Origin of the sequence: Streptomyces sp. NPDC093018 (assembly GCF_040684035.1) — a bacterium.
Lineage (GTDB): Bacteria > Actinomycetota > Actinomycetes > Streptomycetales > Streptomycetaceae > Streptomyces > Streptomyces murinus.
In genome coordinates, this window is record NZ_JBFBFF010000033.1 from 1 (window position 1) to 24,943 (window position 24,943).

25 protein-coding genes and 1 pseudogene are annotated in these 24,943 nt (G+C 71.5%); 5 read left to right on the forward strand and 21 right to left on the reverse strand.

Annotation, left to right across the window (positions count from 1 at the left end):
* Positions 1-125 precede the first annotated feature (125 nt).
* Complete coding sequence (locus AB0N90_RS37155; protein ID WP_361675147.1) at positions 126-1,070, reverse strand: LysR substrate-binding domain-containing protein; 945 nt, start codon at positions 1,068-1,070, stop codon at positions 126-128.
* Positions 1,071-1,209: 139 nt separating this feature from the next.
* Here AB0N90_RS37155 and AB0N90_RS37160 point away from each other — a divergent pair, with 139 nt between their 5' ends.
* Positions 1,210-1,764, forward strand: coding sequence for a peroxiredoxin (locus tag AB0N90_RS37160; protein ID WP_085566341.1), 555 nt, complete (start codon positions 1,210-1,212; stop codon positions 1,762-1,764).
* A 3-nt stretch (positions 1,765-1,767) separates the two neighbouring features.
* Positions 1,768-2,301: an alkyl hydroperoxide reductase gene (locus AB0N90_RS37165; RefSeq protein ID WP_365203873.1), complete on the forward strand. Its 534-nt coding sequence runs from the start codon at positions 1,768-1,770 to the stop codon at positions 2,299-2,301.
* 30 nt (positions 2,302-2,331) lie between these two features.
* On the opposite strand, the gene AB0N90_RS37170 is transcribed toward AB0N90_RS37165, so the two are convergent.
* The 6 genes and pseudogenes from AB0N90_RS37170 to AB0N90_RS37195 form a co-directional block, all read right to left on the reverse strand.
* Entirely contained in the window at positions 2,332-3,732 is a 1,401-nt protein-coding gene (locus AB0N90_RS37170) for an AI-2E family transporter (protein ID WP_365203875.1), read from the reverse strand.
* Between the two features lie 112 nt (positions 3,733-3,844).
* Positions 3,845-4,537: a transglycosylase SLT domain-containing protein gene (locus tag AB0N90_RS37175; protein WP_182776569.1), complete on the reverse strand. Its 693-nt coding sequence runs from the start codon at positions 4,535-4,537 to the stop codon at positions 3,845-3,847.
* A 400-nt stretch (positions 4,538-4,937) separates the two neighbouring features.
* Entirely contained in the window at positions 4,938-6,263 is a 1,326-nt protein-coding gene (locus tag AB0N90_RS37180; RefSeq protein WP_365203877.1) for a PhoH family protein, read from the reverse strand.
* Positions 6,264-6,623: 360 nt separating this feature from the next.
* A complete protein-coding gene (locus AB0N90_RS37185) occupies positions 6,624-7,397 on the reverse strand; it encodes an isoprenyl transferase (protein ID WP_085566339.1) in 774 nt (257 codons plus the stop codon).
* 687 nt (positions 7,398-8,084) lie between these two features.
* Positions 8,085-8,870, reverse strand: coding sequence for a class I SAM-dependent methyltransferase (locus AB0N90_RS37190; RefSeq protein WP_365203879.1), 786 nt, complete (start codon positions 8,868-8,870; stop codon positions 8,085-8,087).
* Between the two features lie 62 nt (positions 8,871-8,932).
* Positions 8,933-9,678 (reverse strand): annotated as a pseudogene (locus tag AB0N90_RS37195) (LLM class flavin-dependent oxidoreductase).
* Between the two features lie 74 nt (positions 9,679-9,752).
* Between AB0N90_RS37195 and AB0N90_RS37200 the strand changes: the two are divergent.
* Positions 9,753-10,136: a DUF192 domain-containing protein gene (locus AB0N90_RS37200; protein WP_365203881.1), complete on the forward strand. Its 384-nt coding sequence runs from the start codon at positions 9,753-9,755 to the stop codon at positions 10,134-10,136.
* Between the two features lie 12 nt (positions 10,137-10,148).
* Here AB0N90_RS37200 and AB0N90_RS37205 read toward each other — a convergent pair whose 3' ends face one another.
* The 14 genes from AB0N90_RS37205 to AB0N90_RS37270 all read right to left on the reverse strand — a co-directional run bounded on the left by AB0N90_RS37205 (position 10,149) and on the right by AB0N90_RS37270 (position 21,999).
* Positions 10,149-10,772: an OmpA family protein gene (locus AB0N90_RS37205; RefSeq protein WP_365203882.1), complete on the reverse strand. Its 624-nt coding sequence runs from the start codon at positions 10,770-10,772 to the stop codon at positions 10,149-10,151.
* A 7-nt stretch (positions 10,773-10,779) separates the two neighbouring features.
* Positions 10,780-11,355 carry a hypothetical protein gene (locus AB0N90_RS37210; protein WP_365203884.1) on the reverse strand — a complete coding sequence of 192 codons (576 nt, stop codon included), beginning with the start codon at positions 11,353-11,355 and terminating at the stop codon, positions 10,780-10,782.
* 44 nt (positions 11,356-11,399) lie between these two features.
* Complete coding sequence (locus tag AB0N90_RS37215; protein WP_365203897.1) at positions 11,400-12,017, reverse strand: pilus assembly protein TadG-related protein; 618 nt, start codon at positions 12,015-12,017, stop codon at positions 11,400-11,402.
* Positions 12,014-12,211: a Flp family type IVb pilin gene (locus tag AB0N90_RS37220; protein WP_037664603.1), complete on the reverse strand. Its 198-nt coding sequence runs from the start codon at positions 12,209-12,211 to the stop codon at positions 12,014-12,016. The genes AB0N90_RS37215 and AB0N90_RS37220 overlap by 4 nt, the downstream gene beginning before the upstream one ends.
* A gap of 125 nt (positions 12,212-12,336) precedes the next feature.
* Positions 12,337-13,092 (reverse strand): response regulator transcription factor, encoded by a 756-nt coding sequence (locus AB0N90_RS37225; protein ID WP_361675062.1) that lies wholly within the window; start codon positions 13,090-13,092, stop codon positions 12,337-12,339.
* 19 nt (positions 13,093-13,111) lie between these two features.
* Complete coding sequence (locus AB0N90_RS37230) at positions 13,112-14,560, reverse strand: histidine kinase (protein ID WP_365203899.1); 1,449 nt, start codon at positions 14,558-14,560, stop codon at positions 13,112-13,114.
* A 536-nt stretch (positions 14,561-15,096) separates the two neighbouring features.
* Complete coding sequence (locus AB0N90_RS37235) at positions 15,097-15,984, reverse strand: DUF5936 domain-containing protein (RefSeq protein WP_232987963.1); 888 nt, start codon at positions 15,982-15,984, stop codon at positions 15,097-15,099.
* A gap of 15 nt (positions 15,985-15,999) precedes the next feature.
* Entirely contained in the window at positions 16,000-16,947 is a 948-nt protein-coding gene (locus AB0N90_RS37240) for a type II secretion system F family protein (protein WP_365203886.1), read from the reverse strand.
* Positions 16,948-16,955: 8 nt separating this feature from the next.
* Positions 16,956-18,293 (reverse strand): CpaF family protein, encoded by a 1,338-nt coding sequence (locus AB0N90_RS37245; RefSeq protein ID WP_361675068.1) that lies wholly within the window; start codon positions 18,291-18,293, stop codon positions 16,956-16,958.
* A gap of 13 nt (positions 18,294-18,306) precedes the next feature.
* On the reverse strand, positions 18,307-18,678 hold the full coding sequence (locus AB0N90_RS37250; protein ID WP_365203888.1) for a TadE/TadG family type IV pilus assembly protein: 372 nt from the start codon (positions 18,676-18,678) through the stop codon (positions 18,307-18,309).
* Position 18,679: 1 nt separating this feature from the next.
* Positions 18,680-19,009: a pilus assembly protein gene (locus tag AB0N90_RS37255; protein ID WP_202930627.1), complete on the reverse strand. Its 330-nt coding sequence runs from the start codon at positions 19,007-19,009 to the stop codon at positions 18,680-18,682.
* A gap of 55 nt (positions 19,010-19,064) precedes the next feature.
* Positions 19,065-20,342, reverse strand: a complete 1,278-nt coding sequence (locus AB0N90_RS37260; RefSeq protein ID WP_365203891.1) for an AAA family ATPase — start codon at positions 20,340-20,342, stop codon at positions 19,065-19,067.
* A gap of 12 nt (positions 20,343-20,354) precedes the next feature.
* A complete protein-coding gene (gene cpaB / locus AB0N90_RS37265; RefSeq protein WP_085566326.1) occupies positions 20,355-21,065 on the reverse strand; it encodes a Flp pilus assembly protein CpaB in 711 nt (236 codons plus the stop codon).
* 73 nt (positions 21,066-21,138) lie between these two features.
* A complete protein-coding gene (locus AB0N90_RS37270; RefSeq protein ID WP_365203893.1) occupies positions 21,139-21,999 on the reverse strand; it encodes a hypothetical protein in 861 nt (286 codons plus the stop codon).
* Positions 22,000-22,350: 351 nt separating this feature from the next.
* On the opposite strand from AB0N90_RS37270, the gene AB0N90_RS37275 reads away from it, so the two are divergent.
* Both AB0N90_RS37275 and AB0N90_RS37280 read left to right on the forward strand, forming a co-directional pair.
* Complete coding sequence (locus tag AB0N90_RS37275; RefSeq protein ID WP_365203895.1) at positions 22,351-24,081, forward strand: glycoside hydrolase family 18 protein; 1,731 nt, start codon at positions 22,351-22,353, stop codon at positions 24,079-24,081.
* 131 nt (positions 24,082-24,212) lie between these two features.
* On the forward strand, positions 24,213-24,755 hold the full coding sequence (locus AB0N90_RS37280; protein ID WP_365203896.1) for a hypothetical protein: 543 nt from the start codon (positions 24,213-24,215) through the stop codon (positions 24,753-24,755).
* Positions 24,756-24,943: the final 188 nt, after the last annotated feature.

Consider the following 24,943-nt stretch of genomic DNA (forward strand, 5'->3'; position numbering starts at 1 on the left):
GGCAGACCACTCGCCCGCACCCGCGTCTCACCCTTCGCAGCACTCCGCCCCACCGGATCAGATCCAGCGGGGCGGAATTAACCAACAGCATCCGGACACGGGAGGGGCCCTGTGCCGTACGACGGTCAGCCGGGCTCGACCACCCGTACCGGCAGCATCCGCATCGCCTCCCGCAGCGCCCCCGCCAGCTCCTCGTACTCGGCACCGCGTGCCGCGCCCGCCCGCATCGCGAGGGCGACCCGGCGGCTCGGGGCCGGGTCGGCGAAGTAGCCGGTGAGCAACTGGCTGCTGCGGGTGGTCTCCAGCTTGAGCGCGGTGCGCGGCAGCAGGGTGCAGCCGAGGCCGCCCGCGACCAGCTGGACCAGCGTGGACAGCCCGGCGGCCGTCGTCGTGACCGGAGCGTCCGCGCGGCCCGCCTCCCGGCAGATGTCCAGGGCCTGGTCGCGCAGGCAGTGGCCCTCGTCCAGCAGCAGCAGGTTCAGTTCCTTCAGCGCCTCGCGCGGGATGCCCTCGCGGCCGCCGAGCCAGTGGTCGAGCGGGGTGACCAGCACGAAGTCCTCGTCGAACAGCGGGAGTTCGGCGATGCCGGGGACACCGAGCGGGACGGCGAGCAGCAGCAGGTCCAGGCGTCCGGTGGCCAGCCCCTCGATCAGGCTGGAGGTCTGCTCCTCGTGCACCTGGAGATCGAGGTCCGGATAGCGCTCATGGACGAGCCGCAGCACGGTCGGCAGCAGATACGGCGCCACGGTGGGGATCACCCCGAGCCGCAGCGCCCCGGTGAACGGCGCGCGGACCGCCTCCGCCTCCTCCAGCAGCTCGCCGACCGCGTCCAGCACCGCCTTGGCCCGCACCGCGAGCCGCTCCCCCGCGGGCGAGAGCAGTACCTTACGCGTCGTACGCTCAAGGAGGGTCACTCCGAGTGTGTCCTCCAGCGCCGAGACCGCGCCGGACAGGGCGGGCTGGCTCATGCCGATGGCCGCCGCCGCATCCCTGAAGTGCAGGTGCTCGGCCACGGCGGCGAAGGCGCGCAGCTGCGCGAGGCTCGGCTGCCTCCGCTTGCCGTTACTGATAGCCACTGATAGTTACCTCCGATCAACACGACCGAGTGTAGCTATTTCCCTAATCAATGCACCCTGTGCCAACATCGACTAAGTCCAACCCATGGGAATCATCCTCAAAAGGGGTGATTCTTCGCTGCAAGGAGAGCCTGTGCTCACTGTCGGTGACAAGTTCCCCGAGTTCGACCTGACCGCTTGCGTCTCGCTGGAGAAGGGCAAGGAGTTCGAGCAGCTCAACCACAAGTCCTACGAGGGCAAGTGGCTGGTCGTGTTCGCCTGGCCGAAGGACTTCACCTTCGTCTGCCCGACCGAGATCGCCGCGTTCGGCAAGCTGAACGACGAGTTCGCCGACCGCGACGCCCAGATCCTCGGCTTCTCCGGTGACTCCGAGTTCGTGCACCACGCCTGGCGCAAGGACCACCCGGACCTGACCGAGCTGCCCTTCCCGATGCTGGCCGACTCCAAGCACGAGCTCATGCGTGACCTGGGCATCGAGGGCGAGGACGGCTTCGCGCAGCGCGCCGTGTTCATCGTGGACCCGAACCACGAGATCCAGTTCACGATGGTGACCGCCGGTTCCGTGGGCCGTAACCCCAAGGAGGTCCTGCGGGTCCTGGACGCCCTCCAGACCGACGAGCTGTGCCCGTGCAACTGGAGCAAGGGCGACGAGACCCTCGACCCGGTCGCGCTGCTGGCTGGTGAGTGACCCATGTCGCTCGACTCGCTGAAGTCCCGGGTCCCGGACTACGCCAAGGACCTCAAGCTCAACCTGGGCTCGGTCATCGGCAACTCCGACCTGCCGGCCCAGCAGCTGTGGGGCACGGTGCTCGCGACCGCGATCGCCTCCCGCTCCCCGATCGTGCTGCGTGAGCTGGAGCCGGAGGCCAAGGCGAACCTCTCGCCGGAGGCGTACACCGCGGCCAAGTCCGCGGCCGCCGTCATGGCGATGAACAACGTCTTCTACCGCACCCGGCACCTGCTGTCCGACCACGAGTACGGCACCCTGCGCGCCGGCCTGCGGATGAACGTCATCGGCAACCCGGGCGTGGAGAAGGTCGACTTCGAGCTGTGGTCGTTCGCGGTCTCCGCGATCAACGGCTGCGGCATGTGCCTGGACTCGCACGAGCAGGTGCTGCGCAAGGCCGGTATGGAGCGCGACACCATCCAGGAGGCCTTCAAGATCGCTGCCGTTGTGCAGGCGGTCGGCGCCACCCTGGAGGCCGAGGCCGTGCTGGCCGAGTAAGGCCGACACCGCGTCAGCCGAGGACCCCGCTCACCCCTGGTGGGCGGGGTCTTCCGCGTTCCCCGCGGCCGTCTCCTCCAGGGCCGGGGAAGCGATGGACGGCTGCTGCGACTCCTCGGAGTACTGCCGCAGATAGCCCACCACCGTGTTCGCCACCGCCACCAGCGGTACGGCGACCACCGCGCCGCCGATGCCGGCCACCATGCCGCCGGCCGCCACGGTCAGCACCACCGCGAGGGGGTGCACCCGCACCGCGCGGCCCAGGATGAAGGGCTGGAGCACATGCCCCTCGATCTGCTGCACGGCGAGCACCACGACCAGGGTCATCACCGCGGTGAACACGCCCTGGGTCACCAGGGCCACGATCACCGCGAGCGCGCCCGAGGCGACCGCGCCGACCAGCGGGATGAAGGAGAACAGGAAGATGAAGACGGCCAGCGGGACCGCCATCGGCACATCGAGGAAGTAGATCCCGATGCCGATGAAGGTCGCGTCGATCAGGGCGACCAGCACGGTGCCGCGGACGTACGCGGTCAGGGTGCGCCAGGCACGCGGTCCGGCGCCGGCCACGCCCTCCCGGGCGGCGGCGGGCACCAGCTTCAGGACCCAGCTCCAGATGCGCTTGCCGTCGTAGAGCAGGAAGAGCGTGGAGAAGAACACCAGCAGGATGCCGGTCAGGGCCTCCACTATGACCTGGACGCCCTCCAGGCCCGCCGACGTTATCTGGTCGGCGTTGGCGCCGATGGCCTCGCGCAGGTTCTTGGCGATCTGGTTGATCTGCTTGTCGGTGACATGGAAGGGGCTCTTCAGCAGCCAGTTGCGCAGATCGTCGATGCCGGACTGGATCTGGTTGGAGAGCGTGTCGATGTTCTCCATGACCTGCCAGGTCACGAACCAGCCCATCAGGCCGATCACCACGAAGCCGCTGATCGCGGTGAGCGCCGTGGCCGGGCCGCGCGGCACCCCGCGGCGGGTGAGCCGGGCGACCGTCGGCTGCAGCAGCGCGGTGATCAGCAGGGCGATGACGAAGGCGAACACCACCAGCTGGACGGCGCTGATGACCCGCATCAGCACCCAGACGGTGCCCGCGAGCACCAGCAGCCGCCAGCCGGCCTCGGCCGCGACCCGTACCCCCCAGGGCACGGCCTGGGCGGGATCGGGACGCGGGACGGGCGGGGCCGAGGCGGGGGGACGGCGGGCGTGCGGCACCGCGTCGGCGACGGTGTCGGGCGCGGTGGAGGGCGCGGTGGCGGACACGGCGTCGGTCGCGGCCGAGGACACGGCATCGGCCGCGACCGGCTCCCGGCGTGCCGGTTCGGGCGCGGGCGCGGTGTCCTCCTCGGACACCTCCGCCTGGCGGGCGTCCAGCCGTTCGCTCATCTCGGTGAGACTCGCGCCCAGCTTGCCGAGCCACCCTGGCACTCGCGACATCATCCGTCCTCTTCCCCCGCGTGGAGTCGTGCGGTTACGACCGTACAGTGCGAAAGCCCCTTCCCAGAGGACGGGAAGGGGCTGCGCGGGGTTGAGCGTGGCGTGGCCGGAACTAGTAGTTGCCGTTGGCCTGCCAGTAGGTCCAGGCGTCACAGGGGCTGCCGTAACGCTGGTTCATGTAGTTGAGGCCCCACTTGATCTGCGTGGCCGGGTTGGTCTGCCAGTCGGCACCCGCGGAGGCCATCTTGCCGCCGGGCAGGGCCTGGACGAGGCCGTAGGCACCCGAGGAGGCGTTGACCGCACGGTAGTTCCAGCTGGACTCGTGGTTCACGATGTTGCTGAAACACTGGTACTGGCCGGACGGCACGATCTGCCGCGCCATCGCCTGGATCTGGGCGACCGTGTACGAGGTCTGCACGGGGAAGCTGGCATTGGCGTCGCCACGGCTGGCGGCGGCCTTGGTCTCCGCGCGCTGCTTGGCCTCCTCGGCCGCCTTCTCGGCGGCCGCCTTCTTCGCGATCGCGGTCTCGGCGGCGGCCTTGCGGGCTGCTGCCTCGGCGTCCTTCTTGGCGCTCGCGTCCGCGGCGATGGCCTGGGAGTCGGCCTGCTGCGTCAGGGTCGCGGACTGGACCTGGGCCTGCTGACCCGTCGGTATGTCCGCGAGGAGCGTGGTGTCGGCTGCTGCCGTCGGCTCGGCGTCGTTGTTCTGCGCGACGCTGCCCGAGGCAACTCCGACGACGCTTCCGACGGCGGTGACCGCGGTGGCCGAGGCCACTGCGAATCCCCGGACCGAAATCCGGCTCACACGGTTTCCTTCCAGCATCGCCCGCTTCGGTGACCCTGGCGGACGCAATCGTGCCCCTGAACACTGGCCTCCCAACTGCGGGGTCACGGGAGGCACGGGCCCGGTGGGCAACTCCCCCTGCGGGAAGCGCCGCGTGGTGCGCGGGCGGCATACGACGAACGCTATGGAGTTGGTGCGATTCCTGGTGTTCCACACCGCTGGGGGTGCAGCTGTGTCGTATGCGGGGCCTGACAGGACTGAGACTCTGCCGTAACCGGACGCCGGGAGGCAATTCCGAGTTGAGTGTGAAAGCTCACATCCCGTTTGGCCCAAGGGATTTCCGGAAACCTGCACACGCGAAGGCGCCGCCCGGCTAGGCTCTGATGCCTTTGCCGGGCGGCGCCAACTGGGCTGGATCGGCTCAGATATGGCCGTCTTCGAGCATTTCGGTCACAAGGGCGGCGATCTGGGACCTCTCGGACCGGGTCAGGGTGACATGCGCGAACAGCGGATGCCCCTTCAGCTTCTCCACCACGGCGACCACGCCGTCGTACCGCCCGACCCGCAGATTGTCCCGCTGCGCCACGTCATGGGTCAGTACGACCCGGGAGTTGGCGCCGATCCGGGACAGCACCGTCAGCAGCACATTGCGCTCCAGCGACTGCGCCTCGTCCACGATGACGAACGCGTCGTGCAGCGAGCGGCCGCGGATATGGGTGAGCGGCAGGACCTCCAGCATGCCGCGCGCGGTGACCTCCTCGATGACCTCCCGGCTGGTGACCGCCGACAGCGTGTCGAACACGGCCTGCGCCCAGGGGCTCATCTTCTCGGCCTCGGAGCCCGGCAGATAGCCCAACTCCTGCCCGCCGACCGCGTACAGCGGCCGGAACACCATGACCTTCTGGTGCTGGCGGCGTTCCAGGACCGCCTCCAGGCCCGCGCACAGCGCCAGCGCCGACTTGCCGGTGCCGGCCCGGCCGCCCATCGAGACGATCCCGACGTCCGGGTCGAGCAGCAGATCGAGGGCGATGCGCTGCTCGGCGCTGCGGCCCTTGATGCCGAACGCCTCCCGGTCGCCGCGCACCAGCCGGACATTGCCCTCCGCGGTGATCCGGCCGAGCGCCTTGCCGCGCTCCGACTGGATGGTCAGACCGGTGTGCACCGGGAGTTCGGACGCCTCCGGCACATAGAGGTGTCCGGCCTCGAAGAGGACGTCCACCTGCTCGCCGGGGAGGGTCAGTTCGGTCATCCCGGTCCAGCCGGAGTTCTCCGTGATGGCCAGCTCCGCCCGGTACTCCTCGGCGAGGAGCCCGACGGACGAGGCCTTGATGCGCAGCGGCAGGTCCTTCGACACGACGGTGACGTCGAACCCCTCGGCCTGAAGGTTCCGGGCCACCGCGAGGATGCGGGAGTCGTTGTCCCCCAGGCGGTAGCCGGTGGGCAGCACGCTGGGGTCCGAGTGGTTGAGCTCGACACGCATGGTCCCGCCCAGCTCCCCGATCGGGATGGGGGAGTCGAGACGGCCGTACCGCACCCGGTAGTCGTCCAGCAGGCGCAGGGCCTGGCGGGCGAAGTACCCGAGTTCGGGATGGTGCCGCTTGGCCTCCAGTTCCGTGACCACCACGATGGGGAGCACCACCTCGTGCTCCTCGAAGCGGGTCAGGGCGTTCGGGTCGGCCAGCAGGACGCTGGTGTCGAGAACATAGGTGCGCCGGTCGGGCTTGTGGCGCTTTGTGCTGGTCACCACGGAAGGACGTACCCCCTCGGATGAGGTCGGGGAGCGACGAAGTGGAAGCCGGGCCGGGAGGACGGGACGGACCGGGCCGGCCGGCGGCCCCTGCACACGGCGGGCCGGGGGCCGGACCTCCGCGGCGCTGTCGCACGGTCGTGCTGGTGCAAAGGACCTCCCGGGCGGACGGCCCCTGCCGCCCGCTGAGATCCGACGCCCGGGGTTCGGGCGTCGACCTGCTTGCCTTATGCCCTCGAACGAGCGCCGCCATGCAAAAGCGGCCATCGCAGCGCCGGTGAACTCCTGGTGACGACAGTTCGAACGGGGATGCGCGAGGGCCCCGCCGGTGATTCCACCGACGGGGCCCTCGGGCGTGTCTCAGCCGCCGAAGCGCCGATGACGTGCGGCGTAGTCGCGCAGCGCGCGCAGGAAGTCGACCTTGCGGAAGGCCGGCCAGTAGACGTCGCAGAAGTAGTACTCGGAGTGGGCGGTCTGCCACAGCATGAATCCGGACAGCCGCTGCTCACCGCTGGTGCGGATGACGAGGTCCGGGTCGGGCTGGTCGCTCGTGTAGAGGTGACGGCCGATCATGTCGATGTCGACGGACTCGGCGAGGTCCGTCATCGCGACGCCCTTGTCCTGGGCCTCGTACAGCATGGAGCGCACGGCGTCGGCGATCTCCTGCCGGCCGCCGTACCCGATGGCCACGTTGACCACTATGCCCTTGGTGTGGGCGGTGGCCTCCTCGGCCTCCTTGAGGGTGGCCTGCATGCCCGCGGGGAGCAGGTCCATGGCGCCCACGTGGTGCACCCGCCAGCGGCCGTCGGCGGCGAGGGTGCGTACGACGTCCTCGATGATGCCGAGCAGGGGGGCCAGTTCCGCCTGCGCGCGGTCGAAGTTGTCGGTGGACAGCAGCCACAGGGTGACGACCTCGACATCGGTCTCGCTGCACCAGCCGAGGAACTCCTCGATCTTGTCCGCGCCGGCCCGGTGGCCGTGGACGGTGGTGGATCCGGACGCCTTCGCCCAGCGGCGGTTGCCGTCCACGATGACGCCGATGTGCTTGGGCACCTGGGCGTGGTCGAGGTGGCCCTCCACCCGGCGTGCGTAGAGCCTGACCAGCAGGCCGCGCAGTTTGTCGCGCAGGTTCACGTGGCCCTCCGGGGGTTGGCGCGGGATACGTTGCCGGGCCCGTCGAGCCTACCGCTGCCCGGGCACTGGTCCGGCCCTGCTGCGGCGGGGGCGAGGGGGCGGGGCGGGATCGGGACTCCGGTCCTCGCTGTAGGGACGCGCGCCGGGTGGTGACCGGTTCCCGGTCGGGACCTCTCGCGCGGCCAAGAAAAAACGGGCCGGTCCGTGGGGGGGAGACGGACCGGCCCGAGGGGGGGTTTCCACCATAACCCTTCGTAAGGGCGGATGGGGGCATCGGCGTGCCACAACTACTCTCCGAAGTCGCCCGGGAACGCCCTGATGGATGCGGAACGATGGATTCAGGGGGTCTTTCCGGTCGATTCACCAGGGAATCCCAGGCAAACCTGGTCGGAGGCACTCAAAACCGAAGGAATCTGGAGACTTGCCGCCATCCGGGGTCGCGTCGGCGTGTTGCCCCCGGATCCCTCGGACGGACCACCCGTACGGCGAACGGTGACGCGCCCGCCTCCGCGCGCCCCCACGGGGCGATCCCCCCGTTTCACGGCACCGCGCAGCCCCCTCCGCTGCGCGGTACCACCCGCGCCGCTTTGCTGGCGCGAATTGCGTTGGTCTGAACCTACGTGACGGGTGGGGCTGGTGTGAACCGTGTCCGATAACGATGTGGACACCACGGACCATCCGAGGGGTCTAGCGGGGCCTGCGGGCGTCGAAGAGGTGCCGCGCGCTGTGGGCGACGAACGGCCCCTCCCGCTCGATCCGCTCGTGCAGCGACCTGAGTTGGGGCTCGTACGCCTCGACGGTGAAGCCGGGCACCATCCAGACGACCTTGCGCAGGAAGTGGACAACGGCGGCGATGTCCTGGAACTCCATCCGCAGCCGCTCCGCGGGCAGGGCGGTGATCTCCAGGCCCGCCGCCTCGGCCGCGGCCCGCTCCCGCAGCGGATCCCGGGCGCCGCGCACGGCCTCCGGCTGCGGCCCGAGGAAGTGCTCGACCAGCTCGAAGGCGCTGGCGGGCCCGACATGCTGGGCGAAGTACGTACCGCCCGGCCGCAGCACCCGCGCGATCTCGTCCCAGTGCGGCGCCACCGGATGCCGGCTGAGCACCAGGTCGAAGGCCCCGTCGGCGAACGGCAGCGGCGCGTCGTCCGGGGCGGCCACGACCACCACGCCGTGCGGCCGCAGCAGCTCGGTGGCCCTGGCCGTGTTCGGCGCCCAGCCCTCGGTGGCGGCGACCAGCCGGGGCCGGGCCGGGGCGGCCGCGCCGAGGCTGAAGGCCAGCACCTCCCCGCCCCCGGTCTGGATGTCCAGCGCGGCCTCGGCACCGGCCAGCCGCTCCCCCGCCGAGCGCGCGTACCCCCAGGAGGGCCGCGCCTCGGTGGCCCGGCCCTCGAACCAGGAGAAGTCCCACCCTTCGGTGGGCACGGCGGCCCCCTCGGCGACGAGTTCGGCGAAGGACCGGCGGGCTGGAGTCATGCCCTCCATGATGACGAGCACCGACGCCCCGGTCCTCCCCTTTTTCCCCCGCCGCCGGGCCGCTACCGCCGGACCAGCGGCCCGACCTGTTCCGCCGCGAACCGCACGAACCCCTCCGGGTCGGGCTCGCCGGACGTCGGTTGCAGTACGACGGCGGCGGCGCCGGCCAGCCGCCGTACGGCTTCGGCGACGGCGGCCGCGTCCCCGGCGACGCCCGCGCCGGACCCCGCGCGCTCGGCGACGAGATCGGCCAGGACCCGTTCGGCGGCGCCCGCGCCGGTGGCGGCCGGCAGATACACGATCACCCGGTGCGGCTCCGTGCGCCCGGCCTGCGCCCGGCCCTCCTCGATGAGCCGGCGGGCCTCGCGCACACCGTCCGGGGAGGTGGCGGAGGTGAGCAGCGTGCCGTCAGCCTTGGCGCCGGACAGGCGCAGGGTACGGGGGCCGGTGGCACCGGCGAACACGGGGACCGGCTGCCGCGGCGGCCGGTCGAGGGCGACGCCGTCGAGGGTGACGTACCGTCTCCCTGGACGGTGAGCCTCTCGCCGCGCGACAGGGCGCGCAGGGCGTCGAGATGCCCGCCGAGGAGGGTGAGCGGCGAGGCGGCGCGGGCGCCGACCTGCCCCATCCGGTCCTGCACCCCGTGCCCGACAACCACGCTCGCGCGGCCGGGGAGCATCCGGTGCAGGGCGTCGGTCTCCATGGCGGTCACGGCGACGTTCCGCAGCGGCACGGGCAGCAGTCCGATGCCGACCCGCAGCCGCTCGGGAGGGAGCTGGGGCCGGAACACAACGCCGAGTGAAGTCATGAGGTCGTTCCTGGCGGGGGATGGGGAAATGGACAAACGCTTTACGGGGCAGGCCCGTTGACGGTGGAGGAACGATGGCGCGACGACGGTGGCGGGACGGCCCGGGAGTGCTGCGGATCCCCGGGGAGCTTGGGGCGGTGGAGGTCCCCCTGGAGATCGCGGCCTCCTACCGGGCCCGCACCCGGGGGCTGCTCGGCCGGACCGGTGTCGACGGCGCGCTGCTGCTGTCCCCGGCCAACAGCATCCACACCTTCGGGATGCGCATGCCCATCGACGTGGCGTACCTGGACCGGCGGCTGACGGTCCGCGCCGTCCGCACCATGCGGCCGGGCCGCCTGGGCCTGCCCCGCCCGCGGGCCCGGCATGTGCTGGAGGCGGAGGCGGGGGCGATGGCGGGGTGGGGGCTGCGGGCCGGGGTGCGGGTGGAGGTGGAAGGGGGTGGGGGCGAGGGAGGGTGAGGCTCCCCGCCGTCAGTCCGCGGTGCGCGGGAAGGACACCTCCACCCGGCGGTTCTTCTTGCGGCCCTCCTCCGTGGAGTTGTCGGCGATGGGGTACTGCTCGCCGTAGCCGCGGACCTCGAAGGTGATGTCGGGGCTGTCGAGGTCCTGGCCGAGGACCGCCTGGACGGCGTTGGCGCGCTGCCGGGAGAGGAGGACGCCGTGGCCGGCGGAGCCGAGGTCGTCGGTGAAGCCGAAGACGCGGATCTGGGTGGCGCGCTGCTTCCTGATCTCGTCGGCGATCGCGGCGATGCGTGCCTTGGCGTCGGCGCCGAGTTTCGCGCTGTCCTTGCCGAAGAGGACCTCGGCCTGGAGGGCGAAGGTGACGTCCGCGTTGGTGTCCTCGCGGCGCTCGTCCCCGCTCTGGTCCTCCACGACCGACTTGATGTCCAGCACCTTGGGCTGGGCGAGCGTGGCACCCTCGGGCAGCTTGAGGTCCGGGTCCTTGGGGTCGATCTGCACGGGCGCGGCGGCGGACGGCGCGGTGTCGGGGGGCTCGGCGGGGTCCGTGCCGTCGGCGTGCGCGGAGGTGAGGGTCGCGGCCAGCAGGAACGCGGCGGAGGCGAGGGTGAGCGCGAGACGGGGTCGGGTGGTCACGGGTGCCTCAGCCGGAGATGGGGAGGGTGGCGGAGGAGAAGGTGGGCAGCTGGAACTCCACCTGGTTCGCGGGAGGTGCCGGGAACTGCATGAAGACCGCGAGGGTGTCACCGGCCCGCAGGGTCGAGAAGCCCGTCGTGGTCAGCGGCCGGCCCTCGGTGTCCCGCAGCACGTAGTACCGCTTCTTGCCCTTCGGGTCGACCAGTGTGGCCCCGCCCAGGGACCTGCCGTTCTTGATGATCTCGGTCTCGTTGCCGCTGAGCGCGGAGGGGATGACGACGCTCTGGGCGCCGTCGTTCTTCAGGGTGCCGTTGACGGTCACGAATCCGCCGGAGTCCCGCTGCGCGGAGGTGATCTGGAGGCTCAGGCCGTCGGAGCCGCGCAGTTCGGCCAGCGGTTTGTCCGACTGCCCCTCCTGGGCGCTGGGCCCGGCCCCGGCCGTCCTGGAAGCGGATGCCGTGTGCTCCGGCCGCTTGCCGTCGTCGCCGCCGGAGCCGCACCCGGCCGCGCCCGCGGCCAGTCCGGCCGCGACGGCCAGGGCGACCATCCCTCTGCGGGTCTTCGCGGTGAACCGCATGGTCATAGTCCGCTTCCTTCGTCACTCATCGTTCGCCAGTCGGTCGTTCGTCAGTCGGCCAGATGCACATCGAAGAGGTCCTCGGGTCCGGGCAGCCCCGACGGGTCGTCCGGGTCCAGGTCCCACACCTTGTCCTTGCAGGTGAGCCGGGGCAGATCCGCCTTCGCCGCGCCGTGCCCGGCACCGTCCCCGGCACCCTTCGGCGGCAGCTCGAAGGTGCACAGGGGCTCGATCTCGGCGGTGGCGGAGGCCGTGGAGCGGAACTTCTCCGTGCCGGGTACGACGGAGTGGCCGACGGACTTGTCGGTCCGCACCTCGGCCCGGTACTTCAGCGGTCCGGCCGGGGCGCATCCGGTGAGCCGGGCGTCGTTCTGCCCGGCCAGTTCCCCGGCCCGTCCGCAGGGGTCGTCGTCGAGGGGCGTGTCACCGTCGAGGACGGCCTGCCACTGGGCCGGGTCGAGCAGCACCTTCAGCCACTGGCCGGTGAGTTGGTCCCGCACGTCCTGGGCCGCCGCGAGCGCCGCGGCGTCGGCGGCCGTCTGGGCGCCGCCCCGGTTCACCGCCGCCTGGCCGACCGCGAGATAGGCGAGCGCGAGAAAGAGCAGGCCCGCCACCACCGTGAGATAGATGGGGAAGGCCTGCCCTGCGTCGGTGACCGGACGGGTCAGCCGCCGGTGACCTCGGAGATCTTCGAGGTGATCGCGTCGTAGATCGTCTGCCCGATGCTCGTCCCGGTGATCGCCAGTACGATCGCCACCACCACCGCGATGATGCCGAGGTACTCCACCGCGGTCTGCCCCCGGTCGTTCCGCGCGGCGCGGGTCATCAGATACGTCACGGTGGTGTTGAACCATTTGCTCACGGTTGTCCCCTCCAGCTGCGCGTCCGATCGGGGCACCGTACGAGGTGGCCACCCGCTCGGCCGAGGGTCCCAGGGCCCAACCCCGGGCCCATTTCACGGCGTCGGCGCCGGTGCGGTCCGGCATCTCACGCCACCCCCAGCCATTTCGCCGCGGCCTGGGACCTGGTGGCGGTCTGGAGCTTGGCGAAGATCCGGTTGATGTGGTTCTTGACCGTCTTCTCGCTGATGAAGCAGGCGGCGGCGATCTGCTGATTGGTCATGCCGGACGCGATGAGGTCCATGATCTCCGCCTCCCTGACACTCAGCCGGAACCGCGAGCGGATCGACTGTCCCATAGAGGATTGCAGTTGTGAAGGAGGAGGGGAGGTATTTTGGCCTTCTGTGGCGGCGAGTTGAGAGTCCATGTGTGCAGCTGCACTCTCCCGCAGTCCGTCCACCAACGCCCGTGTCGCCCCGGGCGTCACATGCGGCCGGCCCTCGTGGACGTCCCGTACGGCCCGCACCAGCTGCTCGGCGGTGAACTCGCCGTGCACCAGGTATCCCCCCGCCCCCAGCCGCAGCGCCTCCCGCACCGTCTCGGCCTCATGGCTGTAGGTGAGCATCATGACGGGCGCGAGGCGCGCCAGGTGGGGCAATGCCGAGATGCCGTCGACGCCGGGCATCCGGACGTCGAGGAGGACGACGTCCGGATGGTGCCGCAGCGCGGCCTCGTACGCCTCGCGGCCGTCCGCGGCCTGCGCCACCACGGTGGTGTCCGCGCGGTCCGTGAGCAGCGCGGTCAGACCGGCGCGCACCACGGGGTTGTCGTCGGCCACCAGCAACCTCAATCGGGCGGGCGGCTGGAAGGCCGGTATGCCGGGGTCGTTCGGGTGCTGCCGCATGGGTGTGCCGTGCCTCCTTTCAGGATTCCGGGGTGCGCAGGGGGAGTTCGACCCGCACCTCGGTGCCGCGGGGGTGGGTGCCGCGGCCGATACGGATGCGGGCGCCCGCCTGTGCGGCCCTCTCGACCATGCCGAGCAGGCCGAAGTGACCGCGGGCGCGCAGCTGTTCGAGGGTGGTGCCGGGGGGCAGGCCGCGGCCGTCGTCGTGGATCGTCAGCCGCAGCAGGGTGCCGTCGACGCGGAGCCGTACGTCCACCCGGGTCGCGTCCGCGTGCCGGTGGGCGTTCTCCAGTGCCTCCGTGGCGACGGCGAGGAGGGCGCGGGCCGGGGCGGCGGGCAGCGGCGGGAGGGTGGCCGGGGGGTGCGGGCAGGCGCAGGTGACGTGGAGCGTCGTACGTCCCGCGAAGTCCCGTACACAGTCCGCGAGTTCGGACCAGAACGGCTTGGACGGCCTGATCGGCGCGGTCCGCTCGGGCTGTTCGCGTCGTAGGTCCATGAGCAGTTCCCGGGATTCCGTCGCCGCGCGGCGGGCCGAGCGGGAGACCAGTTCGGCCTGTTCGCGGATGCGGGCAGGGTCGGGGGCGGGCGCCGAGGCGGTGGCCGCGAGGCCGTCGGCGGCGAGGGCGACGCCGTACAGGGTCTTGGCGACGGAGTCGTGCATCTCCCGTGCCAGCCGGGCGCGTTCGGCACTCACGGCCTCCGCCGCGGCGAGCCGTGCCCGGACGGCCGTCAGCGCCTCGGTGGCGGCCCCGAAGCGGAGCATCAGACCGCGCAGGGTCGAGCCCATGGCCCCGGCGACGACGCACAGACCGGGCAGCAGCAGCGCCTCGGCCACGGGGGCGGACCGGTCGGCCTTCAGGGTGAGGTGGACGATGAACAGGATCAGCGCCTGGAGCGACGCGAAACAGGCCGCCCCGCGCCAGCTGTAGAGCAGCCCGGCGAGCAGCGGGGTGCAGACGCCGGCATAGGCGAGCGTGGTGTCCGGCCCGGCCGAGACCAGCAGGAGCGAACCGATGAGGGTGTCGGCGGCGAGCAGCGCGGGGTGCCGCAACAGCAACGGCCCGAACCGCTCCCAGTCCCGCAACAGGACGTACGACACCATGACCGTGACGACGACCGCCACCCCGACCAGCCGCACCCCGACCCCGGGCGCGGCGTTCAACAACGCCGCGGGCGCCGCCACGACGATCATGGCCAACCGAAACCCGAAGACTTGCCGGCACATGGCCTGGAGCGCACGAATCTGGAGCTGCTCGGAGGGGGGTTCAGGGGGTTCGAGGGGTTCGGGGGGATATGCAGGGAGGACAGCGGGGGGTGGTGCGGGGAGCGGGGAGGGGGGTGTGGGGAGGGGCTGGGAGGGGGGTTGGGCAGAAGGTGTGGGGAGGGGCTCGGCGGAGGACCGGGATGGGGACGGGGACCAGGCAGGGGGCCCGGCGAGAGGCTGGACGGGGGGCGCCGCATGGGCCATCGCGGGGTCGGCAGGCGCCGTCGCGGGGTCGGCGGGCGCCGTCGCGGGGTCGGCGGGCGCCGTCGTACCTTCCGGCACCGGTTCGGCAGGAGCCGTCGGATCGCCCGGCACCGGATCCACAAAGCGCGCCTCATCGCCCGCCCCGCGCTCGGCAGCAGCCGCGGCGCCGGCCACCACAGGCTCAGCGGAGGCATGGACGACAGTTCCGGCGAGGGCCGTCATACCGTCCGGCACCGGATCGCCAGGAGCCACCGCACCACCCGGCACCGGATCCACAAAGCGCGCCTCATAGCCCGCCCCGCGCTCGGCAGCAGCCGCGGCGCCGGCCGCCACAGGCTCAGCGGAGGCATGGACGACAGTTCCGGCGAGGGCCGTCAGATCGTCCGGCACCGGATCGGCAGGAGCCGTCGGATCGTCCGGCACCCGTTCGACGGGGGCCGTCGCGCCGCCGTGCGGGGATCCGCCCACCCCGGCGCCACCGTCCCGCGCCCCCAGCGCTCCTCGCGCCCCCTGCGAAGTCACCCCCCTCACGCTCCTCACTTCCCCGTGAGGGAACCGAAGTCCACGCCCGAGCCCAGGATCAGGCCCGCGCCGAGGAGGAGCATCGTCGCCGGGACCATGAAGGTGGTGATCATCAGCGTGGCCTTGGGTACCGCGCGAGCGGCCTTGCGGCGGGCGTTCTGGGCGTCCGTGCGGCGCATGTCCTTGGCCAGGGAGACCAGGGTGTCGACGATCGGCGCACCCAGTTCCTCGCCCTGCTGGAGCGCCGTGACGAACATGGCGACCTGTTCGGAGTCATTGCGTCGGCGCAGCTCCGCGAAGGCCTGGCGGCGGCTCATGCCGAGGTCCATCTGGCGCAGGGTGATGCGGAGTTCGTCGGCCCAGGGCCCCTCGTAGCGGGACGCCACCCGGTCCAGGGCCTGCCGGAAGCCGAGCCCGGCGCTGACCACGACCGCCAGCACGTCCAGGAAGTCCGGCAGGGTCCGCTCGATCACGTCCCGGCGGACCCGGATCGCCGACCAGATCCCGACCTCCGTCCAGAACGCCCCGAACAGCAGCAGCAGAACCGCCACGAACCACTGGCCGCGCAGCAGGAACACCAGGAAGCCGACGCCGCCCAGCGCGCCGTACACCGCGCGGCGGGCGGCGTACCGGTCGATGGTCAGACCCCCGGGGTTGCCCGCGAGGTCGATCCGGCGCCGGTACCGGGCGACCAGCCGGGGCCCCATCAGCCGGAGCACCAGCGGCGCGTACCGCATGCCCATACGGTCGATCACGGAGCCCACCGCGCCGGTGCGGGTGGCGCCGACCTCCAGGGCGACGGCGAGGTCGACGGGGAGCTTGGCGTCGGCGCGGTACATGCGCACACCGGTGAAGATCCCCCACACGGCGACGCCCATCAGCAGGGCCAGCAGCAAGGCCATCGGATCCTCCTTCCCTCACACGTCGATGCGGCTGAGCCGCCGGATGAGGACGAAACCGACCGCGTACAGCCCGAACGCGACGAGCACGCAGCCCTGGCCCACCGGGGAGCCGGTCATCCGGGCCAGGGCGCCGTCCCTGACGCCGTTCATCAGGAACAACGCGCCGACCCCGAGAACGGGCACGGCGTACGACGTCATGGTCACCTGGGAGAGCTGGGTGCGGATCTCGCGCCGGGTCTCCTTGCGCTCCTCCAGCGTCTCGGTGAGATTGCGCAGCGCGGAGACGACCTGGCCGCCGGCCCGGTTGGACAGCACCAGCGTCGTCACCAGCACGACCAGTTCCCGCGACGGAAGCCGGTCGGCGAGTTCGCCGAGGGCGTCGTCCAGGGAATGGCCGATCGCCAACTGGTCGGACACCTTGACCAGTTCCTCCCCGGCCGGGGCCTCCAGCTCCTCCGCTGCCATGCCGATCGCGGTACGCAGGGCAAGCCCCGCCTGCGTGGCGTTGGCCAGGATGCGGGCCAGTTCCGGGAGTTGGCCGATGAACCGCTCGATGCGCCTGCGCCGCTGCCAGTTGAGGAACTGCACCGCCGCCCAGATGCCCAGCAGCCCGGCGATCGGCCCGAAGAACGGCGCGAGCGCGGCCTGTCCGATCAGCCAGAGCGCGGCGACCGTACCGAGCATGGCGACGAAGAACTCCCCCGGCGTGATGTCCAACCCGGTGGTGGCCAGGCGCCGTTCGAGCCAGCGGCCGAGGCGGGTACGGCGCAGCCGCCGGTCGAGATCGCGGAAGTGCCGCCTGCGCCCGGTGCCGGACTCCGGTGGCCCGGTGTGCGTGAGGCGGTCCACCAGCTCGGCCCGCCGGGCCCGGCCCCGCGCGTAGCTGTGCACGCCGATCACCGCGAGCACGCAGGTCAGCAGCGCCGCTGCGAGGGTGAGCTGGACGAGGGTGTGGAGTTCCATGCGGGGGCCTACCTGGCTTCTCGGGTGGCGAGCTGGTCGGCGCTGCGGGCCACGCCGAAGGCGCCCGGCACGGGCTGGCTCGCCATGTGCAGGCGGTCGGCGGTGCGGCGCGGCAGCGGGAAGTAGCCGAAGGCGCCGGGTACCCGGCCGTCCGCCGTCATCGGCTCCGCCTCGAAGCGGGCGACGCTGGCCAGCCGGTACGGCTCCCCGCCATGGCTGTCCAGCAGCGCGATCTCGGTGATCCGGCGGGCGCCGTCGGCGAACCGGGTGAGCTGGACGATGACGTCGACCGCGCTGTTGATCTGGTCGTGCAGCGCGACGAACGGCACCTCCACATCGGACATGGAGGCGAGCGTCTGGAGCCGGGTGAGGGCGTCCTCGGCGCTGTTGGCGTGCACGGTCGCGAGGGAGCCGTCATGGCCGGTGGACATCGCCTGGAGCATGTCGAGGGACTCGCCGCCGCGGACCTCGCCGACCACGATCCGGTCGGGCCGCATCCGCAGCGAGTTGCGCACCAGGTCGCGGATGGTGACCTGGCCCTTGCCCTCGACGTTCGGCGGCCGCGACTCCAGCCGGACCACATGGCTCTGCTGGAGCTGGAGTTCGGCGGAGTCCTCGATGGTAATGATGCGCTCGTGCGGCGGGATGAGCCCGGACAGCGCGTTGAGCAGGGTCGTCTTGCCGGTGCCGGTGGCGCCCGAGACGATGATGTTGAACTTCGCCTGTACCAGCCCCGCCAGCAGGTACACCATGGGCTCGTCGAGCGAGCCGAGCCCGATCAGCTCCTGGAGGGTGAAGGAGCGCGGGAAGCGGCGGATGGTGAGGATGGGCCCGGTCAGCGACAGCGGCGGGATGATGACGTTCACGCGTTCGCCGGACGGCAGCCGGGCGTCCACCATCGGATTCGACTCGTCCACCCGGCGGTTGACGGTCGACACGATCCGTTCGATGGTCTGCATCAGCTGGTCCGCGGAGGCGAAGCGCAGCGGCAACTGCTCGACGCGGCCCCCGCGTTCGACGAAGATCGCGTCCGCCCCGTTCACCATGATCTCGGTGATCGAGGTGTCCTCCAGGAGGGGTTCGAGGATGCCGAGGCCCAGTGCCTCGTCCACCACCCGCCGGATCAGCTGGGCGCGCTCCACCGTGGAGAGCACCGGGCCCTCCCGGCTGATGATGTGCCCGAGGACCCGTTCGAGCCGGCTGCGGCGCTCCGCGGCGGCCAGCGCGCCCATCTCCGCGAGGTCGATCTCCTCCAGCAGCTTGGCCCGGTAGGCGGCGACCAGATGCCCGTCCTCGCCCCGGCTGCCGTGTTCCTCCGGAGTGCTGATGCGTGCCCGCAGGCTCATGGTCACCGGCTCCTCAATGGTCGAGCGGCATGGTCGCCGACTTGGTGGCGTCCCCGAAGCTCCACACGATCTTCGGGATGCGGACGGTCGCCGTCACGGTCACGGAGCCGCCCCCGCCGCCCTCCGCACAGCTCACCCGCATCCCCCCGCCGACCGCCGCCGCGCACGCCTGCTGCGCGTCCTGCCGCAGCGAGGCGGCCCGTGCCCCCGCACGGGCCGCCGTACCGGCCTGCTCGGCGGCGTACGCGACGGCGCCGAGCTGGATGCCGGCGAGGGCGACGATCAGCAGTACGGGCAGGAACCCCAGGTATTCGATGGCGACTTGGCCGCGCTCACGGCTCTCACGGCGATCACGACGGTCATAACGCCCGCTCAGATACCGCATCTCAGTCCTTCGCCTCCTCCACCGCGCCGGCGTGTCCGTGCACCCGCGCCGGGAAGGCGATCAGGCCGGGGAAGAGCACCGGGACCTTCAGGGAGACATCGGCCGTGACATAGCCGGACCCGCCGCAGCTCACCGTCGCGTCCCCCCGCCACGCCGCCGACAGGTCCTTGCGCCCCGCCGCCGAGCAGGCCGCCTGCCGCGCACCGCCCGGCGACGCCGCCGTACCGGCCCGTACCGCCTCGTCGGCGGCGTTCCCGGCGAGCGTGAAGGTGTACCCCACGAGTACGGCCTGCCACACCAGCACCAGGGTGAGCAGGATCAGCGGCGTCATGCCGAGGAACTCGATGCTCACCTGGCCCGAATCCGCGCCCTTTTTCCGCACCGGCTCACTCCTTCCGCCGCCGAAGACCCCCGGCACGCGCCCCGTCGCGCCCGCCGCCGCGCACTCCGCCCCGCGACCCGCCCCGCGCTCCGCCCCGGTGCGCGCCCTCCGCCGCCCGCGCGAGCCCCAGCTCCCCCGCGAGCGCCCACAGCGCCTGCTTCACCGTGCTGCGCGCGTCCAGCTCATGGACCCGCCCCGCGTCCACCACCGCCTGGAGTTCCTTGAAGTTGGCGGGTACGGCGGTGCGCGCCAGCGCCGTACCAGTGATCCGCTGCACCAGCGCGGGCTGGATCTCGGTGTGCCGGCTCTGCCGGTTGACGACGACCGTGGTCTCCTCCGCCTTGCGGATCTGGAGCCGGTCCCACATCCGCACGGTCCGCTTGGCGGCGCGTACGGCGATCACGTCCGGCGTCGTCACCAGCAGCGCCGTGTCGGCCGTCTCGATCGCGGCCGCGCCCGCCCCGCCGAGCTGCGCGCCGCAGTCGATGACGACCACCTCGTAGCGCGAGCGCAGGGCGCGCACGATCTGCCGGGCGGCACGGTCGGTGACCTCCTCGCCGCGCTCCCCCTCGCCGGGCGCGAGCAGCAGGGCGAGCCCGGTGTCATGGCGGAAGAGGGCGTCGGCGAGGACGCGCGGCGAGATGTCGCTGATGGCGGCGAGATCGGCGACCGAGCGCCGGAACTGGATGTCCAGGAAGGAGGCGACGTCCCCGCACTGCAGGTCGAGGTCGACCAGCGCGGTGGACCGCCCGGAGGCCTGTGCGGCGAGCGCGAGCTGTACGGCCGTGAGCGTCGCGCCGACACCCCCCTTGGCGCCGCTGACCGTGACGACCGTACCGCCGGAGCCGCCCGGCGCCTCGCCGCCCTGGCCGAGGTGGCGCCGTACCTCCGTGGACCACTGGGCGACCGCCTGCACCCGGCCGGCCAGTTCGTCGTACGACAGCGGGAGCGCGACCAGGCCCCGGGCGCCGGAGTCCATGGCCGCGGCGAACAGGCCGGGGCTCGCGTCGCTGGTGACGAGGATGACGCCGACCGCGGGGAAGCGCAGGGCGATCTCGCGGATCAGCTCCAACGCCGGTGCGGGGCCGATGCGTTCATGGACGACGAGCACCTCGGGCAGTTCGTCCACGGCCTCGGCGGCGAGCCGGGCGAGGGCGTCCACCAGCTGGGTGGAGTCGGTGACCGGCGGCTGCGGTTCGGCGTCGGGCAGCTGGCTGAGCAGGGTGACGAGGGAGCGGACGGCGTCCGGGTCGGCGCCCGCCGGGAGGATCCTGGTCGGCATGCGGGCCGCCTCTCACTTGTCCGTCGCGAGTTCGTAGGTGCGGTCCTTGTCCGGGACGCTCGTGTCGCCGCCGGGGCCCACCAGCGCGAGCCGGACGCGCTGGGCGAAGGACTCGGCGTAGGTGATGCGCTGGGCGTCGAGGGTGGACAGCGCGAAGGTGATCGGGACGGCCTCGCTCGGCTGCTGCTGGTTGTTCTTGGTGGCGTCCGGGTCCAGCGCGGTGATCCGGCCGACGTCGAGGACACGGGCGTCGGTGACGATGATCTTCGACTGGTCGGGGTCGCCCTCCTTCTTGCCCGCGAAGGTGGCGTACACATTGACCCGGGACCCCGGGGTGATCTTCCCCGCCACACCCGTCGCCGCGTCGATCATGATGGCGACCTCCTGCTGTCCGGGCTGGAGGGCGGGCTGGTCCACGATCATGTCGCTCTGGAGCAGGGACCCGGCGCGCAGCGTGGTGACGGCGATCTTGCCCTGGAGCGCGCGCAGATCGGTGACCGCGGTCCCGGACAGCCACCGCTTGGGCATCCTGACCTTCTCGAACTGGCCCGCGTCCAGGGTGGTGTACGGCTTGACGTCGGAGCGGACCCGGTAGGCGGTGACCTCGGGGCCGACCTTGGAGTCGACGTCATGGACGACAGAGAGCACACCGGCGAACGCGAGCAGAGCGCACAGGACGGACAGAAGCAGGAGTATCACGCCGCGGCGCTGACGGGAGTTCATGAACCGTGCAACCTCATTGGGGGAATCGGTCGTTCGGGATATGGACGGACAGCTCGTGGGCGTGTTCCCGGGCTCAGGCGGGCGTGCGGGGTTCCAGGGCCCGTGGGGCGGGCGGTTCATGGACGGGCGGGACGGCGGAGCAGAAGACGCAGCGGTCGCCGATGACGTCGAGCCCGCACCAGTGGCAGCTGGACTGCCGTACGGACGCGACCAGTTGGTACAGCACCGACAGATCGTCGAGGTGGGCGCAGAACTCGACCATGCGGCCGGTCCCCCACCAGGCGCGGGACTCGGCGGGCAGCGCGGTCTCCCGCACCCCCTGCGCCCCCCACGCGGTCCCGAGTCCGGCCGCCCAGTCGCCGGGCAGCTGCCCCTTCGCGAGCAGCAGCCAGGTGGGGAACTCGGGTCCCTTGAGAGTGACTTCGGGAGCGACCTTGACAAGCTGCGGCTCGGGGTGGGCGAGCACGGCGAACTGGCTGCCCGGCACCCAGGACCTGGCGTGCGCCGTCAGCCCGACCGGCACCCGGTCCAGGCGCGCGACGGACCCGAGCACGGCGCCCGCGTGGATGTAGTGGGCGAGCAGCCGCCCGGCTGAGGCCAGCACCCCGGGACTGAGGTCACAGGAGGCGAGCTGCCGTAACTGGCGCCCCAGTACGGCCACTCCGAGGGGCGGCAGCTCGGGCCGGAGCAACGCGATCCGGTCGCTCTCCAGCAGCGAGCGCAGCGTGTACAGGCGCCGTACGACCGGCTCCGGGGTGGCCGCCGAGCACAGCACGACGACATGGCCGTAACTCTCGATGAGGTCGCTGAGTTCGGTGAGGGCGTGATCGAGCGGATGCCGGTCGAGTCCGGCCAGCACGACGGCGGGCATGGTGCGTTCGTCCTGTGGCGGCAGCGCCAGGTCGGCGCTGGTCACGGCAATGGCAGTTGGCACGCCCCGCTCCCCGGTGACTTCACTGCGTGACTACCTGAGCACTGTATCCACGCGTGCCGGGCGGGAGAACAGCGTTTGTGAAGCCCATGTGGAACTTGCTGGGGGCAAGTCCCCGCAAACCGGGGCAGGTTGCGAAACCCATCGACCCCCGCTTTGGTCTGGACCTCTTGACAGCCGGATTGGTCTGGACCAACTTGTCTGTGCACCGGTGGCCACCGGCTCCACCCCCACGCATTCCACCTCCGGATTCCACCCGGCGGATTCCACCCCCTTGGAATCCCCCCTTGGAATCCCCCCGTTGGGATCCACCCGCTGGACCCCTGTCCCACTCCGACTCCCCCGGAGGTCCCCGTGGACCGAGCACCAGGCACTCCCAGACCACCCCGACGCCGGCTCGCGGCATGGTCCGCCGCCGTCACCCTCGCCCTCGCCGCCGCCGGCCTCGCCGCGACCGCCGCACCGGCGTCCGCGGCCGATGTCAACAACGTCGTCAACGCCGGTTTCGAATCGGGCCTGTCCGACTGGACCTGCTCGGCGGGCAGCGGCACGACCGTCTCCACCCCGGTGCACTCCGGAACCAGCGCGCTCAAGGCGACCCCCGCGGGGCAGGACAACGCCCAGTGCACCCAGACGGTCGCGGTCGAGCCCAACTCCTCGTACACGCTGAGTTCCTGGGTCCAGGGCGGCTACACCTACCTGGGCGTGACGGGCACGGGCACCACGGACGTCTCCACCTGGACGCCGGACACCACGGCCTGGAAGCAGCTGTCGACGTCGTTCACCACGGGCGCGAACACCACGTCGGTCACGGTCTACACCCACGGCTGGTACGGCCAGGCCGCCTACTACGCCGATGACGTCTCCCTCTACGGCCCGGACGGCGGCGGCACGGGCGGCGGCACCACGCCCCCCGCCGTCCCGGCCGCCCCCACCGGCCTCGCGGTCTCCGCCACGACCTCGTCCTCCGCCTCGCTCACCTGGTCCACGTCCTCGGGCGCGACCGGCTACAACGTGTACGAGAACGGCGCGAAGGTCTCCTCGACGACCGGCACCTCGGCCACTCTCACGGGCCTGTCCGCCGCCACCTCGTACTCCTTCCAGGTGACGGCGACGAACGCGGCGGGCGAGTCGCAGAGGTCGGCGGCGGTGACGGCGACCACCGACTCGACCGGCACCGGCGGCAACACCGGGGGCTCGCTCCCGAAGCACGCGGTGACGGGCTACTGGCAGAACTTCAACAACGGCGCCAAGGTCCAGAAGATCTCCGACGTGCCCGCCGCCTACGACATCATCGCGGTGGCCTTCGCGGACGCGTCCACCACGCCGGGCGCGGTGACCTTCACCCTGGACTCGGCCGACCTCGGCGGCTACACGGCCGACCAGTTCAAGGCCGACATCAAGGCCAAGCAGGCGGCCGGCAAGAAGGTCATCGTCTCGATCGGCGGCCAGAACGGCACGATCTCGGTGAGCGACTCGGCCTCGGCCACGAACTTCGCGAACTCCGTCTACTCCCTGATGCAGACGTACGGCTTTGACGGCGTCGACATCGACCTGGAGAACGGTCTGAACGCGACGTACATGACCCAGGCCCTGCGCGCCCTGTCCGCGAAGGCGGGCCCGTCCCTGATCATCACGATGGCCCCGCAGACGATCGACATGCAGTCGACGTCCGCGTCCTACTTCCAGACGGCCCTGAACGTGAAGGACATCCTCACGGTCGTCAACACCCAGTACTACAACAGCGGCTCCATGCTGGGCTGCGACGGCAAGGTCTACAGCCAGGGCACAGTCGACTTCCTCACCGCCCTCGCCTGCATCCAGCTCCAGGGCGGCCTCTCCCCCTCCCAGATCGGCCTCGGCCTCCCCGCCTCCACCAGCGCGGCCGGCAGCGGCTACGTCTCCCCCTCGGTCGTGAACAACGCCCTCGACTGCCTCACCGCCGCCACCAACTGCGGCACCTTCAAGCCCTCGAAGACCTACCCCGACCTGCGCGGCGCCATGACCTGGTCCACCAACTGGGACGCCTCGAACGGCAACGCCTGGTCCGGCACGGTGGGCTCGCACGTCCACGCGATGCCCTGACCCGACCACCCCTGACCCCCACCACCCGGCGCCCGGCCTCCTCCTCGGAGTCCGGGCGCCTCGTGCGTTTCCGGCCGGCCCCGCCCGATTCGCGTTGCGAGCGGCAATACGCCGATGTGATGCTCCCTGACATGGCCTCAGGGGACGGAATGAACTCGAAGGCGGGAACGCGCAGATCACGCCTCACCGAATACGCGGAAACAGCGGTACCCGCCGAACGGGAGCAGACGGAAACCCACCGTCCGGCCGAGAACATTCCTTCGCCGCCGAACAAGAACGCCTTCACCTATTCACCCGCCGCCGAGTCGGCGCACGCACGCCGTGAACTGGCCGTTCGCGTGGGCGAGTTCCGCCGTACGGCCGTTCTCGTACCCGTGGACGAACATGACGTCCCGCTGACGGGCGACTACGGCGGCGTCCGCTGGATCTACGCCTTCTCCGACGAGACCTCCCTGGCCCGCTACGCGCTGGCCCGGGGCGCGGGCGACCGGGAGTGGGCGTACCAGCGCTGGCTGGGCGCCCGGCTGCTGGACGCCGCGGTGCCCGCCGTGGGGGTGCCGTGCGGGGTCGCACTGGACGCGGGCGGGCCGGGCACGCTGTTCCCGCCGGTCGCGGGGATCGTGCCGGACCGGGTGGCGGTGGACGTGAACGCGGAGCGGGGGAACGCGAAATGAGCGGCGACGGCAAGGACTTGAAGACCGAGGGCCTGGCCCTGATCGCCAAGGGGCTGAACGACGCCCTTGAACGCAGAAAACCCCCGCACCAATGGTGCGGGGGTTTCCCTAAAAATTGTTCGGCGGCGTCCTACTCTCCCACAGGGTCCCCCCTGCAGTACCATCGGCGCTGAAAGGCTTAGCTTCCG

Coding starts and splice junctions, on each gene's coding strand:
- AB0N90_RS37165 (WP_365203873.1), top strand. CDS start 1,768: ATGTCGCTCGACTCGCTGAAGTCCCGGGTCCCGGACTACGCCAAGGAC.
- AB0N90_RS37170 (WP_365203875.1), bottom strand. CDS start 3,732: ATGTCGCGAGTGCCAGGGTGGCTCGGCAAGCTGGGCGCGAGTCTCACC.
- AB0N90_RS37190 (WP_365203879.1), bottom strand. CDS start 8,870: ATGACTCCAGCCCGCCGGTCCTTCGCCGAACTCGTCGCCGAGGGGGCC.
- AB0N90_RS37200 (WP_365203881.1), top strand. CDS start 9,753: ATGGCGCGACGACGGTGGCGGGACGGCCCGGGAGTGCTGCGGATCCCC.
- AB0N90_RS37210 (WP_365203884.1), bottom strand. CDS start 11,355: ATGACCATGCGGTTCACCGCGAAGACCCGCAGAGGGATGGTCGCCCTG.
- AB0N90_RS37225 (WP_361675062.1), bottom strand. CDS start 13,092: ATGCGGCAGCACCCGAACGACCCCGGCATACCGGCCTTCCAGCCGCCC.
- AB0N90_RS37230 (WP_365203899.1), bottom strand. CDS start 14,560: ATGGCCCATGCGGCGCCCCCCGTCCAGCCTCTCGCCGGGCCCCCTGCC.
- AB0N90_RS37235 (WP_232987963.1), bottom strand. CDS start 15,984: ATGGCCTTGCTGCTGGCCCTGCTGATGGGCGTCGCCGTGTGGGGGATC.
- AB0N90_RS37240 (WP_365203886.1), bottom strand. CDS start 16,947: ATGGAACTCCACACCCTCGTCCAGCTCACCCTCGCAGCGGCGCTGCTG.
- AB0N90_RS37245 (WP_361675068.1), bottom strand. CDS start 18,293: ATGAGCCTGCGGGCACGCATCAGCACTCCGGAGGAACACGGCAGCCGG.
- AB0N90_RS37250 (WP_365203888.1), bottom strand. CDS start 18,678: ATGCGGTATCTGAGCGGGCGTTATGACCGTCGTGATCGCCGTGAGAGC.
- AB0N90_RS37255 (WP_202930627.1), bottom strand. CDS start 19,009: ATGACGCCGCTGATCCTGCTCACCCTGGTGCTGGTGTGGCAGGCCGTA.
- AB0N90_RS37260 (WP_365203891.1), bottom strand. CDS start 20,342: ATGCCGACCAGGATCCTCCCGGCGGGCGCCGACCCGGACGCCGTCCGC.
- cpaB (WP_085566326.1), bottom strand. CDS start 21,065: ATGAACTCCCGTCAGCGCCGCGGCGTGATACTCCTGCTTCTGTCCGTC.
- AB0N90_RS37280 (WP_365203896.1), top strand. CDS start 24,213: ATGGCCTCAGGGGACGGAATGAACTCGAAGGCGGGAACGCGCAGATCA.